Source organism: Photobacterium sp. GJ3, from assembly GCF_018199995.1.
GTDB lineage: Bacteria > Pseudomonadota > Gammaproteobacteria > Enterobacterales > Vibrionaceae > Photobacterium.
Genome location: NZ_CP073578.1, coordinates 1,474,830 through 1,491,609, shown reverse-complemented (window position 1 = coordinate 1,491,609; position 16,780 = coordinate 1,474,830). Strand labels below are relative to the sequence as shown.

The window sequence follows — 16,780 nt, the reverse complement described above, 5'->3', positions numbered from 1 at the left end:
GTCAGTGCACATTTAAAACAAGTAAATCATGTAATTTCTGGATTGCTCAAACCGCTTCAGCGCTGGCCGTCTGACGCAGCCGACTGACGGCAGAATCTTCCGGCAATGGGCGATTCAGCTTCCCCGCCAGATAGCTTTCCCGGAACACATCAAACCACAAATCCAATGCCTCGGCATTTTGCGATTCGCCATAAGCATCCACGATCCGTGCGGCAACTTCCGCCGTCCCGAGCTGATTCTCTTTCGCGGCCTCCCGCACCCGGTAACGGGAACGTGAATCCGGCGTAATCGACAGCATCGGAAACCCATCCAGATACGGACTTTTACGAAACATTTTCTTCGCTTCGGACCAGCTGCCATCCAGCAAAATAAACAGCGGACGTTTGCCGGGTGCCACGGAAATCTGTGTGGCAACACGCTCAGGCGTCCCATATTCGGCCGGGAAAATCACATAAGGTTGCCATTGCGGATCCGCAAGGATGCCAAGCATAGCCGGATCAGGCGCCGTTCTGGACCAGATAAAGGCGAAGGTATCCCGGAACAGATCAGCAATAAGCCGCCCGGTATTACTGGGCTTGAGCACTTCATCATCATACATCACCAGCATAAACGCGGCGTCTGATTCCACTTCAGACTTCAAAGAACAAATACAGAGATGCGCCCGAAGCATACAAAACCGGCACCGCTCAACTTTTCCGCCACGGGCGAGAAAAGGACGGGTTGATCGGGCCAGTCGGGCATCATACAGCTGATGAACGGCGTGAATACGCATAGAAATATTCCGGAATGAAAAAACGCCAGCATTCTACTGGCGTTGGTTATCCGGTGACAAGACGGTCAGCGGTTTTCGGCGTGTTTTACGCCCGAATTTTATAGCGTGTCAGCAACTGTTCCTGCTCGCGGGCAATGTCAGCGACTTTGGCGGCTTCTTCCACTAACGTTGCAAGCTGCTGGTTGTTCAGGTTCGCCTGACCGGCCACTTCTTCCACATTCCGGCCGACTTCGACGGAAGCATTCTCCTGTTGCTGCGTGGCTGCAGCAATGGTGATCACTTTATCTGAGATCCGGGCAATGGCTCCCTGAATCCTGTGAATTGCGGATTCAACATCACCACTGAGTGAAATCGAGGCCGTCATCTCACGCCGACTTTCCTGCATGGCAGTATTTGCGTCCAATGCAGCCAGATGCAATTCTTCAATCGTCTGGCGGATAGACTCCGTTTGCAGATTCGTTTGGCGGGCTAACTGGCGGACTTCATCAGCAACCACCGCAAAACCGCGTCCTTGCTCACCTGCGCGGGCAGCTTCAATCGCGGCGTTGAGCGCCAGCAGGTTGGTATTATTGGCGATCGAGCTGATGAGCTCAACAACCTCCGTAATCCTGTTCACATGTGTATCCAGCGCTTTCATACAAGTTTCATTGCGGGCAAATTGTGCATCCAGCGACTGCAGACGTTCAGTACTGCGGCCAATAATACGCACACCCTCCTGCGCCAGTTGATTGGCAGCTTCTGCCTCGGATTCAGAGTCTGTGGTACTGAGCGCAATCTCTTTAATGGATGCTTCCAGCTCTGTAATTGCAGCGGCAATCGCACTGAGCTGATCACTTTGCTGGCTCATCGCGTGTCGTGACTGTGTTGACGCAGACTGGCTTCGCTCGGCGGCCATGTTCAGCTGCTGGCTGTTATGGTTCAGTTGAGCCATGGCCTGACTGTTCGCTTGGTTGGACAGGTTCAGCAGCGCGGCAAGCTCTGCAAATTCACGCGGCGCTTTTTCGTCCGCCAGCACCGTCAGATCTCCCAGACTGTTTGCTTTCACCACATCATCCAGACGCTGCAAAGATTGCCGAACCGTTTTGCTCACCCAGATCCCACTCGCAATCGCGAGTAAGAGCCCTGCGGCACTCAAAACCACAAAAATCAGCTTGGCATTCTCACTGGCCGTCACCACACCTTGCTCACTCTGATGCATCATTTGACTGGAATCAGCTTCTAAAACAGTCAGTTGCTGCATGATCTGACTCACCTGCGCCTTCGCCTGAGCAGCCTGCTGTGCCTGCGCCTGAATCAACCGCAACGTCTCCAGCTTGAGCGCCACCATCCCTTGCTCACCAAAAAGTGCCTGCACCATCTCAAATGGCACGGTCAGACTGGTGAACTCGGCCAGTTCCGGATTGATGCGATTCAGCTCTTTCCAGCCGTACTCCATCCCGGAAAGGTTGGTTCGTTTCAGATCTTTCACGATGGCTTCAGCTTTCGCCAAATCACTTTCAAACAACAGGGCCATCATGTTGGTCCCCATTTCCTGAGAATGATTAATAAAATTCGTCACATGCCCCATTGCTCCCTGATCCCCGGCATAGAGCCCAATACTGATTCGGCTCATCTCTGAACGGACGGAAGTGATGGCATAGTTCATCGTCGCTTTCTCAGACGCTAACTTAGCCTGATGGGTCAGAATCTGCTGCTGGGTTTGAAAAATGGATTGAACAAGCTGATTGAACGCAGCAAGATCGGTTCTGAAGTTTGCCACTTTATCCGAGAGCCAGCCGAGCTGGTTCTGGTTCGCTAATGTTTCCAGACTGCGGACAGCATCTTCCACACGCTGTTCATTGGCCTTAAGAGACGCCAGAGAAGACTCCAGATGCTCAATCGACCGACTGTTCATCAGTTCAGATAGGCTTTGCGCCGAAGCCAGCGAACCTTTCACCATGTCGGCATTGAGAGATGCAACCGGCAATGCCTGCTGGCTGAGCAAGCTGAACTGAGCGGCAACCCGATTCAGGCCCTGATTTCCAAACAGTGACAGCAATCCCCCGATCACCACCAGAAGCAGAAATACAGACTGTATCAGGAATACAACAGACAGCCGTGTCTGATATGTATGCTTTTTCGTCATGATAAACCTTTGTCACAATCAGAATTGCTGGCTGTGCTCTTCCGTGAGTCAGAATCATGAGCCATCAATTGTGATCTTTATCTAAATGATTTCCGCCGTAAAATACGGAAACAATGTGACAAAAACATGTCAATTGACAAAAAAGCGTAACAAAAACGAATGGTTACCTGAGCGGTATAGAGACAAAAAAAGCAGCTCCTGCTGCTTTTTTTGTTGAAAGGAACCCAGAATCAAGCAAATGAGGTTTGCTCACTGATGACGCTATCAAATAAGTTCTTCACCAGACTGATATAGTCTTCCAGAAAAGAAATTTGCTCGACGCCCGGGTGTTTTAACCAGAGCCCGCCCAGGATTTCGGATAAGTCTTCCAGCACAGCATCTGCTTCCTGCATGAGCTTAAATCGGAAATCTGGTTTCAGGTCAGGGTTCTGATTGAAAACCGCCATCAGGTTAGTCGCAATCAGATCCGTGACCACATTTTCGACGGTTTCTTCACTCGCGTCTGTTCCTGATTCCTCAAACACATGTAAGTTTTCGGAAAAATACTCTATCAGCGCGTGATAACCTTCAGATTCAACAACCATATGATTTGCTTAATTCATCCTACACTACCCCGGATCATAGTGTGTCAGCGACGATTTTCAAGCATGCTGATGGCATCTGTGCACAAGTTAACTATTTTATTTATCAATAAGAAAAGGCTAATTTAGCAGTGAGCATCACAGCAGAATATTTACTGACTCCGATATCAGCCGGACAATGCAATCCACTGCTGATAAAAGTAATCCAGATGACGACCTGACCCTAAATGGTATACAATTTCGCGTCTCAACACGGAACAATAGAGAACGATACGTCATGAAAATTATTCGCTGGATTCTGGGCAAGATTATCCTGCTGCTCAATGCTGTCTTTTCCCCAAAAGCAATGAAACGCTCCACGCAAGATCAACAGACTGTCGATCAGGCAGTTCAAGCCATGCAGCTCTATCAGTTTGATGCCTGCCCCTTTTGTGTCAAAGTCCGTCGAAGTGCGAAACGTCTGGCGCTGCCTCTGACAACCAAGGATGCAAAACAACCTGAATTTGAACAGGAACTGATTCAGGGTGGCGGTCGCCGCAAAGTCCCTTGTCTTCGGATTGAAAAAGACGACGGTCAGATTGAATGGATGTATGAGTCAAAAGATATTATCCAGTATTTAGAAACACGTTTCGCCTGAATGACTCTCCCGGCTGCCTCAGCCGGGAGCATCGCCAATCATTTGACAACCATCTGATACTCGCCCGGCTTCTTTTCAGTATTATTTCTTATACAATCAACGGTTAGCGTTTTGCTACACTCAACTTGCCACGACGATTTATGAGGATCCCCCATGCGATTACATCGTATCGCCTGTTTTTTAGCTCTAGTTGTGAGTGCTGCTTTATCGGGCACAGTTTCAGCACAGGCAGATGAAAAGGAAAAATCGGCGGCGGCCGTTCCAGCAGAAAACGATCACGCCTCTGCACCTGCGAACTCTGACATTCAGGTTGGCGATGTGTTGACTGTCAAACTGGACGAACTGTTGCCGACACAGCCTGTGTTAGCGTACGACAGAATTTTCGCCAGCCTGGGACGATATGAAGCCCGACCGGCTCAACTGTTCGATGATCTGTGCCTGACCAACGGCGGCGGTGGCATTCAAACCTGGCATGAAGATTCCAAACCGACCGATCTGGACAGCTATACCTGTAAACAAAAATCAGGCAGCCAGCAAGATGCGCTGCCAACCGTGCTCGTGGCACCAGACGGAAAAACACTGTATCTGCTCTCCGGTCATCACATTCTTTCAACCTTCTGGGATATGCCAAACGGGGGGACCAGTGTCCCTGTGCTGGTGAAAGTCACCCACAGTCTTGCTGAGGGCGATATTGATGAAAAATGGGATGCCATGAAAAAAGCCGGGCAAATCTGGCTCTATAATACGCGTGGCGATAAAATCAAGCCTTCGGATCTGCCGCAATATCTGGGTATGAAGCAACTCAAACATGATAAATACCTTTCGCTGGTCTTTTTCCTGCGAAACGTCGCTTACAATGATCCGGATAAAGATTTTCCAATGGCCAATCCACTCATCCGGCCGATGTCTGTGCCCTACCTGCAATACCACTGGGCCCAGTATTTACGCAAGCACATGAAAATTTCACAATACGATCTGGATGACCCGGAACAATATACGGCTGCGTTAAAAGAAGCCGCTTCGATTATCGTCAGCGCGCCTGATGATGAAGAAATCCCCGGCAGTGGCAAAACCGCGAAGGCACTGGGTAAATTTGAAGAAATGAATACCAAAGTGCTTGATTCACTGTTGTCGCGACAAACCTCCAGCTGGCATTACGCGATGGCTTACCGGATTCGTGAACAAGAAGAATCAACCCCGAAACGGGTGCTGGAAGCCAGAAAAGCCAAAGAAGCGGAAGAAAAAGCGAAACAAGATGAAGCGACTTCTGCTGAAACAAAAGAAGAGAACCAGACAAACGAAAGCCAATAGGCAGTGCCAGTCTTTCCGTAAATCAGGCGAAGCTCAGCTTCGCCTGTTTCATGGCCTGGCTTCAGCTCATTTCCGGAGCACGATAAATATAAGGCACGGTTTCAGCAACCCACTGAAAACCGTGCCGTGCGACGATCGGCCGGCTCATTTCTGAGGCATCGATGGTTAAATAACGTTTTCCACGTCGGCAAGCATCGTCAATCCGTTGCTGCAATAGAGCCGTGTAGTACCCTTTCCCCCGACATCGTGCGATCGTGCTTCCCCCCCACACACCCGCAAAAGGACTTTGGCCGTTGAAAATGATCCAGGCTGAACTCACTGGTTCCTCCTGTTCATAAATCACATAAACAGAGACGGTATCCGGCTGCGTTTGTTTCAGATAAAGCAAATTGTCCAGATGGTCACTTTGATCCGTTTGCCACACCGCTTCCTGAACCTTCATGGCATCCTGAATGCCCTTGAAATCATGAACCTCAGTGATGAGTCCGGGAGAAGGCCGCACGGGTGTTACTTCAGCCAGATCTAAAACCATAAAGGACTCGGGCGCGCCTTGCTGAAAACCATGCGACGTTAAGTATTGCCCGATACTGGCAGGTTGATCGGTGCTGTAAGTTTTCCACTCGAAAAATGGCGCCCCCTCCGAAAAGTATGCAATCTGACGGTGAATCACTGAACTGAGATTGTTCTCATCCAGATCAAAAAATGAAATAAAACCACCCTGCGCCTGGGCTGAACGAAAACGCACCAGACCATCGGACAGACTTTTTTCAAAACCCGGTATTTCAATCGTGATCCGCTCATAATGATTATAGGCAGCCATGACTTCCTGTTGATTCATCTTGTTTCCCTACCCATTGTGTTAACGACTCCCGGAGATAAAGCGCAGCAATCGATCAACGTCCAGAAAATCACGGACTTGCTGATGGTGGCTGACTTTATCACCGACAATCACCAGATTCACCCCCAGATCCTGACAGGCCTGGCGGTCCCACGCCGCATCACCAAAATAGGTCAGTGGTAAATCGTTCACATCCCCGGCTATTTCTCGTGCCTTCATCATGATCTGAGTCCGGACATAATGATCGTTTGAAGAAGCCATCAACAGCTGGTCGGTCTGAAAACCCGCGGCTTGCAATTTCAGCAGAGCCGTTTCTCCCCAACCACCTGTTGCAACAGAAACCACAAATCGTTCATCTGCCAGCAAGCAATGTAAGAAAGCTTTTGCGCCCCTGACTTCCTGAACCGGATGCTGCTCAAGGTACAGCCGGATATTTTGAATAAATACAGATTTGACCCGCGCTTCCAGGCAGTCCAGTTGTTCATCTGGTGCCTGATTCTGAATAAAGGTCCGTAAAATTCCCCGATCCGTTGCATGGGGGTATTCATCCAGTCCCCGGTTTAAATCCAGCCCGGTCACGCGCTTCACCGCATCCATAAAACAGTGCGCATCAAATCCGCTGGAACGAATGAGCGTATCGTCTACATCGAACATCACATGGTACATGCCTGCAACTATCCTTCGTTATTATGTTTGGGTTGCTGAATGTTTTCCGCCCGGCCATTTCAGCCAGAAAAATTACACTGCCGTTCAACCTTCCAGCCAGGCTTCAGCAGCTTCCCTGTCTTCCCGATTGAATGCTTTGATGGTGAGGCCTGGAATCAACGCGCCTTCAAGTTCGCTGATTTTCTTCACCCATTGTTGATCCGACAACACGGCAGCACGCTGGAATTTGCGGATAAACCTGATCATGCCGGGAATTTGGGACAGCTCGACACCGATGGCAGCAAAGGAGGGTAAGTGATAATCCACCACATCGAACAACATTTTCCCTGCTTCAATCCGGACCGATTTTGTGCGAAGTTCATCCAGCGCAAGCCGCATTTCTGCTGCGTCCAGCTTGCCACTGATGGTGATATCCAGGCGGTCGTCACCGACATTTTCAACACGAAACATCAGCACCCCCTTGATTGATTACAATGTGATTAAGTATTACCTATGCCAGCCAGTCCGGCTAGAGCTAGACTGAATGACCCTCGTGAATCTTAAAATCTTTCTTCAGATACATCGTTATCTTTCACTCAGTGCCAATACGATTGAGGATGACTGCTGGTGTTTCTGCCACTGTTTCGCAAGTAAACCATAAAGGGCAGAATCAGACAGATAACCATCGACAATCCATCGCTCGGGGAGATAGCCTTCTTCCACAAAACCAAGCTTTTGCAGCACTTTAGCTGAGCCTCGGTTCATCGGATCAATTTCTGCTTCAAGCCGGTTCAGATTCATCTCTTCAAATGCAAAACGAATCAGTGCAGATGCGGCTTCAAACACGACACCCTTGCCCCAATATGCCTTCGCAATACCAAAACCAATTTCAGCTCTTCGGGAAGTCGGATGAATATTAAAGAGCATACATTTACCAATGAATGTCTGGCTTTCGCGATCACAGATACCCAAGACCAGTTTCTCTGGCTCATCCAGTGAAGCCTTTGAGGATTGGATGTCCTCATACGCCTGTGAAAGGGTGTGCCATGGCGAACCGTCCCAGTATTGCATCACCTCCGGGTCTGAAAAAATATCAAATAATGGTTCAGCATCGCTGAATGTCAGCGGCCGTAACACCAGCCTGTCCGTGTTTAACTGAATCATTTCCATATCCCTGATTATTTGAGTCATCAGAAAGATAACACCCACAAAATGAAACGTGTTGTATATCATGATTCTATATAAATCAACAAGGAAGAGTCAGTCGCAAGGGTAAAAAATGAGAATTCAGAAAGGAAATTGAAAAAATACACAATCAAAAGAGAAAAAAAGAGAGCTTTTTTATCAAGCTCTCTTTACACACTATCTTGAACAAGGTTAGAAAGTGAAGCCCAGATTCACCCCGAATCCACTACCATCAAATTCTGAATCGAAATCTTTCACTTCGTAATCAATATGTGTGTATCGTGTACCAATCACAAAGGCATTATTGTTTTCCAGCGGGATGCGATATTCGTAGTGAACCAGAAAGCCAAAGCTGTCTTTAAACTCGATCGTACCATCACAACCACCATAATAACCGCCGACATCACATTCAAATTCCACGCCGGTATGGTAGGTAACACCAGCACCAAACTGATGTCGCTGATAGCCACGCAGCAGTAAAAAATCAACCGGAATACGACTGAAGGTCACTTCGCCATTCGATGCACTGGCCGATGAGAATTTATACCCGACAGTTCCCCGGAGTTTCAACGACTCTTGCAAAAAGTAATCAACACCACCAAAGAATGACAAACCTTCGGCAGATTTCACATCGGTTGAGCTCCCATCAGTGTAATACGCTGTCAACAGGGTATCGCCACCAAAGTCGTAGCCAGCACCGATAATAAAATCAACTTCCGCAATTGATTGGGCAGAAAAACTGAATACAGACAATCCTACTGCTGCATACATCACATTCTTTTTCAGCATTTTAATTCTCGAATAATATTAATCTGAATATAACCTGCTCAATGAAATCGATTCAGTCCGATTGTAATCAATACAAAATTGAATCCCTTCAAAGAGGCGGCTTATATTAACAGTTGCATCAAAGAACAAAATATTGAAATTGATGAGATGAATAAAACTGTGGAAGGGTTCAACTTCCGAGTGAATTGAATATGTATTCAGACATACATCATTCTCAGACTGAATACATATTGTACGGGTTATTTAGCTTTGAGCAGAAACCGATCAAGCTGATTGGCAAATTGCTGTCGGTCGGCCTGGCTGAGTGGTGCAGGTCCACCCGTTTGAATTCCGCTGCTGCGCATGGTTTCCATAAAGTCACGCATTTGCAGACGCTGTTTGATGGTGTCTTTTGAATACATCTCACCGCGGGGATTTAATGCATGCGCCCCTTTGGTAATCACTTCGTCTGCTAACGGAATATCCGCTGTGATAACCAGATCGCCCGGCTCTGTCTGCTGAACAATGTGATTATCCGCCACATCAAACCCTGACATCACCTGAACTGCCCGGATATGAGGCGATGCCGGAACACGAATTGCATGGTTGGCGACCAGTATCGTTTGTACCCCAACACGGTTGGCGGCCCGGAAAATGATTTCTTTGATTACATTTGGACAAGCATCAGCGTCCACCCAAATCTTCATCCAATCATACCTTTATCGTCTGCTATCAATAGAAAACACATCGAAAAAAGCCGCCCATCCCAGGCGGCTGATTCACGATTCAACTCAGCATTCAATGCCTTGTTTACGCAGATATTCATCGTAAGTACCGTGGAAGTCGTTCACGCCTTCTTTGGTAATTTCAATGATGCGCGTTGCAATCGACGAAACAAACTGACGGTCATGAGAAACGAACATCAGGGTTCCCCTGTAGTTTTCAAGGGCCAGGTTCAGCGACTCAATCGATTCCATATCCATGTGGTTGGTTGGTTCATCCATCAGCAGAATATTCGGTCGTTGCATGATGAGTTTACCAAACAGCATCCGTCCTTGCTCACCACCCGAAATCACGCGTACAGATTTCTTAATGTCGTGCTGAGAGAACAGCATCCGGCCCAGAATACCGCGAACGGTTTGTTCATCATCGCCTTCTTTCTTCCACTGGCTCATCCAGTCCAGCAGATTCATGTCTGTCTCAAAATCATCGGAATGATCCTGTGCATAGAAGCCGATGTTGGCGTTTTCAGACCATTTCACCAGGCCAGACATCGGTGCCATTGCACCTGCCAGCGTGTTCAGGAAAGTGGATTTACCAATCCCGTTCTCACCGATAATGGCAATGCGCTCACCGACTTCCACCATCAGATTCACGCCATTGATCAGGATATTGTCGCCATAGCCTTGTTTCAGACCTTCCACTTCCAGTGCGTTACGGAACAGTTCTTTTTCCTGCTCAAAACGGATGAACGGGTTCTGGCGGCTGGAGGCTTTCACTTCTTCCAGCTGAATCTTATCGATTTGTTTCTGACGAGAAGTCGCCTGCTTCGCTTTCGATGCGTTCGCAGAGAAACGACTCACAAAGGAGTTCAGTTCTGCAATCTGGGCTTTCTTCTTTGCGTTATCAGCCAGCAGACGCTCACGCGCCTGAGTTGCAGCAGTCATGTACTCGTCGTAGTTCCCCGGGAACATCCGCAGCTCACCGTAATCCAGGTCAGCCATATGCGTACACACCATGTTCAGGAAGTGACGGTCGTGCGAAATGATGATCATGGTGCAGTTGCGCTGCATCAGCACCTGCTCCAGCCAGCGGATGGTGTTAATATCCAGGTTGTTCGTGGGTTCGTCGAGCAGCATAATTTCAGGCTCGGCAAACAGAACCTGCGCCAGCAGGACACGGACTTTCAGGCCCGGCGCGACTTCGCTCATTAAGCCGAAATGCAGCTGCTCAGGAATCCCAAGACCCAGCAGAAGTTCACCGGCGCGTGCTTCTGCAGAATAGCCGTCCATCTCGGCAAATTCTGTTTCCAGATCCGCAACACGCATGCCGTCGTCTTCCGACATTTCAGGCAGAGCATAAATCCGATCACGTTCGGCTTTGATTTCCCACAGCTCTTTGTGACCCATGATCACCGTATCGACCACGGTAAACTCTTCAAAAGCGAACTGATCCTGACCCAGTTTTGCCATACGCTCATTGGGATCTTTATTGACCACACCAGCAGAAGGCTCCAGCTCTCCACTCAGGATTTTCATGAAAGTCGACTTACCGCAACCGTTGGCACCGATCAGGCCATAACGGTTTCCTTCGCCGAACTTAACGGAGATGTTTTCAAACAGTGGCTTATCGCCAAACTGCATGGTGATGTTGGCTGTTGTGATCAAAATAAGTTCCTACAACATTGAAACAGACATGAAAAAAGCTGCCGTGACTGCTGGCAGCTTTTTGTTGAAATTGGCAGCATTCTACCAGATGACGTGAGTTTTATCACGCTTTGTCTCGGTCAGCCTTCACCGGCCTTTGTCTGACGCCGACAGGTGTTTCTCTTGAAACACACAAAAATCACGCTGCCGGCGACTTTAGCCGGAACTTTGGAACTGAATGACGAAAAAACAGGCAGGCAAACGTTTCAATTTCAAGCTGGCCGCCCTTCCGGCCCCTCTTGACCTGCATTTGGCGCAGTTGCCCTCAATATTTTTGTAAAAATACCAACGAATGACAGGAATTGAAGTCAAACCGGCAAATTATCTTGTTTTATTACAAACAACCTAATAATCCGCATGAAATAAGTAATTTTTGGGATCACAGTTTTATCAGTATATTTCTCTGCGTTAATGATAGAGATCACAAGTTACAAAAGATCAAGATCACAAATACAAGTGATTAATTTTACTAGGATAAAAACAACCTCACCGTTACAATCCCTGCCCATAAAAACGATAACAGTTCACAGGATAAATGCCTGTTTTTCTTCCCTATATGTGAAAGGTCCTAAGTAAAGATGAGTCCGGAAAAATACCTCCTCGACTGGCAAACCAGTCAAACCAATGCTGAATCCATCTCACCAATTCTTGGCCAGCTATATCGACAAAAAGGCGTCGAAGTGCTGTTGTTCGGTCGTCAGGTTGTCAATGCATCTGTCATTGAACTGATTAAAGCCCACCGCATCGGCAAACGTTACACAGAAACAGAAATTTCCCCTTCTCTGACCCTGCCGATTATCGAAAAGCTGAACCAGCTGGACCTGTCCCCCTGCCGGATTGATGTGGGCCAACTGGCAAGCACTTACTGGAAAGATCATCAGGATGACAGTGCGCTGGATGATTTCCTGCAAACCGCACTGGCTGACTCACTGAGCAGCACTGATTCTCTGCAGACGCGCGATGTTGTTCTGTACGGTTTTGGCCGGATCGGCCGTCTGCTGGCCCGTCTGCTGATTGAAAAAAGCGGTGCAGGTTATCCGCTGCGTCTGCGTGCCATTGTGGTTCGTGGCGGTAAACACGGCGATTTAGAAAAACGTGCCAGCCTGCTGCGCCGCGATTCTGTGCACGGCCAGTTCAACGGCAGCATCACGGTTGATGAAGAGCGCAAGGCGATCATTGTCAACGGTAACTACATTCAAGTGATCTACGCGAACAGCCCGGCAGAAGTGGATTACACCACTTACGGTATTCACAATGCACTGATTGTTGATAACACAGGAATCTGGCGTGACGCCGATGGCCTGAGCCAGCACCTGAAATGTCCGGGCGCTGCAAAAGTGCTGCTGACCGCACCAGGCAAAGGCGACATTAAAAACGTGGTCTTCGGTGTGAATGAAACCGATATCCTGAGCGAAGATACAATTATCTCTGCCGCCAGCTGTACCACCAACGCGATTACACCAGTCCTGAAAGCTGTCAATGACAAATACGGTGTTCTGAACGGCCATATCGAAACCGTTCACTCTTACACCAACGACCAGAACCTGATCGACAATTTCCATTCAGGCGAACGCCGTGGCCGCTCTGCCTCACTGAACATGGTTCTGACTTCAACCGGTGCAGCGAAAGCTGTGGCGAAAGCTCTGCCAGAACTGGCGGGTAAACTGACGGGCAACGCAATTCGTGTTCCGACACCGAATGTGTCGATGGCTGTGGCGAACCTGAACCTGAATTCAGATGTGTCTGCAGAAGAACTGAATACCTACCTGCGCAACATTGCGCTGAATTCAGCGCTGTCTGGCCAGATTGATTACACGCAATCAACTGAGATTGTCTCCAGTGACATCGTTGGCTCTCGTCATGCGGGTGTTGTCGATGGTGCCGCGACCATTGCTCAGGACAAACGTTGCGTACTGTATATCTGGTACGACAATGAATTCGGCTACAGCTGCCAGGTTGTTCACTGTATGGAACAAATGATGGGTGTGCGTTATCAGACCTTCCCGGCATTGAAGTAATTCCGACTCCACAACAATAATAACGATTTCTCTTGCTGAACTTTCGCCGCCCGAGTTAACTCAGGCGGCTTTTTTATTGACCGGACATTAGAAGCTCATCGACAGCTTTTCTATATCCGCTTCACCACTGACACCTGAATAATCGGACGTATTATCATCAATACTTGAATTACTGCCCTGGAAGTAAGTACCACCATCAGGAACTTCATCGTAACTCACCGTTGATGCCGGAGAAGTACTCTGATCAGCAAGGCCAACAATGGCATTGACCGGTGTTGTCTGATTAATTTGCCCTAACGCTTGCTCGAAGGCTGTATACACAGCATCGGATCCATTCAGATCACCATTCACTGAACGCTGTGGATTCAGTACCAGATCAAACGTTAAGGTTGTTTTGCTCATGGCATCGGTTTGCGCAATGGTCCCCACCTGAGTGACACCTAAATGCGTAATGCGCCCGCCTTCAGATTTAAAAGAGGTCGCTTCATCAAAGACCACGGTATTTCCGCCGTCCTGAACAAAAATATAGTAAAGGTTCGATGTGGCGCTGATCCACTCTGAGCCAGTATGTCTCAGTCTGACTTGGACATCACCTTCATCGACCGCCCCTGAATTGTTCACATCAAAATTCACAGCAACTTCGAAAAGCTGATCAACCGGAAAATCCGCTGGCAGTTGCTCTGCGAAGTTCACCTGAATCTGCATTGGGACAGCGGCATATTCCTTCATGGTGCCGCCGCCAGAGACTGTTGAATCCTGAGTGCCCCCTGTCGTTGTCTGACTTGAACTTGAAGAACCACCCCCACAGGCCGATAAACCCAGCACTGAAAACAATAAGACAGCCAGTGTTGTTTTACGCATTTGTACTCCTCATGTTACGTTTTGTATTTTAATGAAACATTTTTGTATCACTTGGGAATGCGGCCTTTTCAAAACAGTCAATAAATGCATGATTTTGCAATTTGATCGATGCCTCATCACTACACAAATTCACTTTGAATATCTGTCATTATCGGGAGAAAAAAGAATATAAAAAAAACCGCCCGAATGATTCGGGCGGTTTTTCGGCAGTAATAAATCGAAATGGAACTTTAGAACTTCACCTGATAGTTCAGTGTGAAGGTACGGCCCCGGCCTTTATAATCAAAGACTTCAGCTGGGCCATAGCTTGAGTACCAACCTGTGGCACGCTGTCCCCAAACGGTACTGTATTCACGATCCAACAGATTCTGAATACCAAAACCCAGGCTGCCGACAGGCAACTGATAATGACCCACCAGATCCAGGACGGTGTAGCCATGAATTTCTTTGCCTTTATCATCCTTCAAATCAAACGTCGTCTGGCTCTGCAGTTTCAGTGCATAGCTATCTTCGAACCATGCCAGCCACGCACCTGCTTTCGAAGAACTTGCATAGTTAATGGATTGTTTTACCCAATCGTCATTCGCATTCTGCACTTCAGATTTCACCAGGTGGCCATTCACACCCGCCTGCCAGGCATCGTTCAACCAGTAAGCAGCCTGACCTTCCCAACCATAGACACGCGTCTTATTATCAGAAATTTCAATATTCAGTGTCTTCTTATTGGCACCCACTTTCTTATCGGATTGTGAGTAATAAACGGCTGTCTGGATGTTCAGGTCGCCGCTGTCATGACGATAACCGACTTCATAGCTGTTGGTTTTAATCCCGGACAGTCTGGAATCATCCACATTGATGCTGCCAGTCAGATTGTAATGGCCGTTGGCATCCGGGCCAGAATACGTGCCAACACCGTAATATTTCGCCGGGTCTGACAGATCAAAGCCTTGTGCGAAGTTGGCCCAAACCTGATCCGTATCGGTCAGGTGGTAGATGGTTCCTAAGTTAAACAGACCGATATCATAATCTGTTTCGCCGCCAGGAACCGGATCAGCAGAAGTACCTGTGCCCTGTGCAATCGCAACCTGTGTAGCACCAGCAACAAAGTCATCGACTTTATTCTGCATGTACTGGAAACGATAACCCCTTCCACACGCCAGTTCTCGGTGATTGCATAATCCGCCTGAACGAAGCCAGCAATGGAAGACACTTCGGTGCCAGGATAACGGCCAATCATTGACGCCTGACGATTCACCAGGCCACCCGAGTTGTAGCTGGTTTGACGGTCAAACAGCATCTGATTACTGTCTAGTTTATCAACGTAACCATCCACACCATAAGTCAGCGTCAGGTTTTCCAGCGATTTGATCATCGCGGCACGCAGACTGATCACGTCTGTTTCCTGCTCAGATGCCGCCAGGTAAGTCGAATAGATAAAAGGAATGAAGCTCAAAGTTTCATGACGGTAAGATGCCTGAACCAGTAACTCGTGGCCCAGGAAATCTGAATGAATGTAGTCTGCATTCAGCATCCAGCGTTCAGTTGAACCTTGGCGATCGGACTCAAACCCGTCCCGAACTTCAATTAGGTTCTTGTCACCCGGATTCCCGGTAATATTTTTATCGACGCCAGCCAGATCCTGGCCAAAGTAAATACCGTAAGGACTGTCCTGCTCGCTGCTGTAGTATTGCGCCAGCAGATTGATGGTTTGCGTGTCTGTCGGCGTGATAGACAAAGTACCCAATACATCAATGACCTCATTGAACTGAACAGAACCCTGCGTAATGTCCGGCACAACGATATCGCCATTCGCATCGTAATAGCCTTGGGTTTCGCCATAAACCACAGAGGCACGACCTTTCACCAGCTCATTGCCACCGCTGACGGACTGAGCCAGTTTGTAATCGAAATCATCACTGCTGTTCAAGCCAGATGTGGTACTGACATAACTTTCAAACTGCAATTCAGTGCTGTCTGCTTTCTTCGTGACGATGTTAATCACACCGCCCGTCGCGCCCGCACCATAAATGGACGTTGCACCGGAAAGAATTTCGATGCGATCAATGTTGAACGGATCGATCGAATCTAACTGACGGCTGATCAAACGGGAAGAGTTCAGAGACACACCGTCGATCATGACCAGCATCGGACGACCACGCAGGTTTTGTCCGTAGTTGGTCCGACCCTGGCTGCTGACATCCATTGACGGTACGGCTGCGGCGAGAATCTCACCCAGACTTTTACCGCCACGGTACTCTTGCTCAATCTGAGCGCTGTCGACATACCAGACTGTCCCTGGAATATCACTGATTGCTTTGGGTGCGCGGCTGGAAACCACGACCATTTTATCTTCAGTTGTTTTGTATTCTTGAGCAAATGCTGAAGTAGAAACCAAGGTGGTTGCAGCAACGGCTGCCGCCACTGTCGTCAATTGAAACATCCCTTTTTTCACTGCCATTGTTACCACTTATTGTTTTAAGTTAATCATTAATAGAGTTTGATAATAATACTCATTTGCCACTTTATTTCCAGTATTCGTCCAAAAAAAAGTTCAAATTTATTGAACTTTTTTAAGGCCTTACAACTCTTAAGGAAATTGTAAGGCCTGACCGA

General features: G+C 48.2%; 14 protein-coding genes and 1 pseudogene. 3 read left to right on the top strand and 12 right to left on the bottom strand.

The window, feature by feature from the left end; all coding sequences use genetic code 11:
• Nucleotides 1-46: 46 nt before the first annotated feature.
• The 3 genes from KDD30_RS06675 to KDD30_RS06665 form a co-directional block, all read right to left on the bottom strand.
• Nucleotides 47-772 (bottom strand): tRNA-uridine aminocarboxypropyltransferase, encoded by a 726-nt coding sequence (locus KDD30_RS06675; protein ID WP_211648480.1) that lies wholly within the window; start codon nt 770-772, stop codon nt 47-49.
• Nucleotides 773-857: 85 nt separating this feature from the next.
• Complete coding sequence (locus KDD30_RS06670) at nt 858-2,897, bottom strand: methyl-accepting chemotaxis protein (protein WP_211648478.1); 2,040 nt, start codon at nt 2,895-2,897, stop codon at nt 858-860.
• A 230-nt stretch (nt 2,898-3,127) separates the two neighbouring features.
• Nucleotides 3,128-3,481, bottom strand: a complete 354-nt coding sequence (locus KDD30_RS06665; protein ID WP_211648476.1) for a DUF3802 family protein — start codon at nt 3,479-3,481, stop codon at nt 3,128-3,130.
• Between the two features lie 274 nt (nt 3,482-3,755).
• Here KDD30_RS06665 and KDD30_RS06660 point away from each other — a divergent pair, with 274 nt between their 5' ends.
• Together KDD30_RS06660 and KDD30_RS06655 are read left to right on the top strand one after the other, a co-directional pair.
• Nucleotides 3,756-4,115, top strand: a complete 360-nt coding sequence (locus KDD30_RS06660) for a glutathione S-transferase N-terminal domain-containing protein (RefSeq protein WP_211648474.1) — start codon at nt 3,756-3,758, stop codon at nt 4,113-4,115.
• A gap of 153 nt (nt 4,116-4,268) precedes the next feature.
• Nucleotides 4,269-5,426, top strand: a complete 1,158-nt coding sequence (locus KDD30_RS06655; protein ID WP_211648472.1) for a ParB/Srx family N-terminal domain-containing protein — start codon at nt 4,269-4,271, stop codon at nt 5,424-5,426.
• Between the two features lie 61 nt (nt 5,427-5,487).
• Here KDD30_RS06655 and KDD30_RS06650 read toward each other — a convergent pair whose 3' ends face one another.
• The 7 genes from KDD30_RS06650 to KDD30_RS06620 form a co-directional block, all read right to left on the bottom strand.
• Nucleotides 5,488-6,264 carry a GNAT family N-acetyltransferase gene (locus tag KDD30_RS06650; RefSeq protein ID WP_211648470.1) on the bottom strand — a complete coding sequence of 259 codons (777 nt, stop codon included), beginning with the start codon at nt 6,262-6,264 and terminating at the stop codon, nt 5,488-5,490.
• A 21-nt stretch (nt 6,265-6,285) separates the two neighbouring features.
• A complete protein-coding gene (locus KDD30_RS06645; protein WP_211648467.1) occupies nt 6,286-6,930 on the bottom strand; it encodes an HAD family hydrolase in 645 nt (214 codons plus the stop codon).
• Nucleotides 6,931-7,014: 84 nt separating this feature from the next.
• Complete coding sequence (locus KDD30_RS06640) at nt 7,015-7,380, bottom strand: STAS/SEC14 domain-containing protein (RefSeq protein WP_211648466.1); 366 nt, start codon at nt 7,378-7,380, stop codon at nt 7,015-7,017.
• A gap of 114 nt (nt 7,381-7,494) precedes the next feature.
• Nucleotides 7,495-8,073, bottom strand: a complete 579-nt coding sequence (locus KDD30_RS06635) for a GNAT family N-acetyltransferase (protein ID WP_371826069.1) — start codon at nt 8,071-8,073, stop codon at nt 7,495-7,497.
• Nucleotides 8,074-8,286: 213 nt separating this feature from the next.
• A complete protein-coding gene (locus KDD30_RS06630) occupies nt 8,287-8,883 on the bottom strand; it encodes a hypothetical protein (protein ID WP_211648464.1) in 597 nt (198 codons plus the stop codon).
• A gap of 239 nt (nt 8,884-9,122) precedes the next feature.
• On the bottom strand, nt 9,123-9,569 hold the full coding sequence (locus KDD30_RS06625) for a YaiI/YqxD family protein (protein ID WP_211648462.1): 447 nt from the start codon (nt 9,567-9,569) through the stop codon (nt 9,123-9,125).
• An 84-nt stretch (nt 9,570-9,653) separates the two neighbouring features.
• On the bottom strand, nt 9,654-11,249 hold the full coding sequence (locus KDD30_RS06620; RefSeq protein WP_211648460.1) for an ABC-F family ATPase: 1,596 nt from the start codon (nt 11,247-11,249) through the stop codon (nt 9,654-9,656).
• A 617-nt stretch (nt 11,250-11,866) separates the two neighbouring features.
• Here KDD30_RS06620 and KDD30_RS06615 point away from each other — a divergent pair.
• Nucleotides 11,867-13,306 (top strand): glyceraldehyde-3-phosphate dehydrogenase, encoded by a 1,440-nt coding sequence (locus tag KDD30_RS06615; RefSeq protein ID WP_211648458.1) that lies wholly within the window; start codon nt 11,867-11,869, stop codon nt 13,304-13,306.
• Nucleotides 13,307-13,393: 87 nt separating this feature from the next.
• Here the strand turns inward: KDD30_RS06615 and KDD30_RS06610 are convergent, their stop codons facing one another.
• A complete protein-coding gene (locus KDD30_RS06610) occupies nt 13,394-14,167 on the bottom strand; it encodes a hypothetical protein (protein WP_211648450.1) in 774 nt (257 codons plus the stop codon).
• 230 nt (nt 14,168-14,397) lie between these two features.
• Nucleotides 14,398-16,625: pseudogene (locus KDD30_RS06605) on the bottom strand (TonB-dependent receptor).
• Nucleotides 16,626-16,780 lie beyond the last annotated feature (155 nt).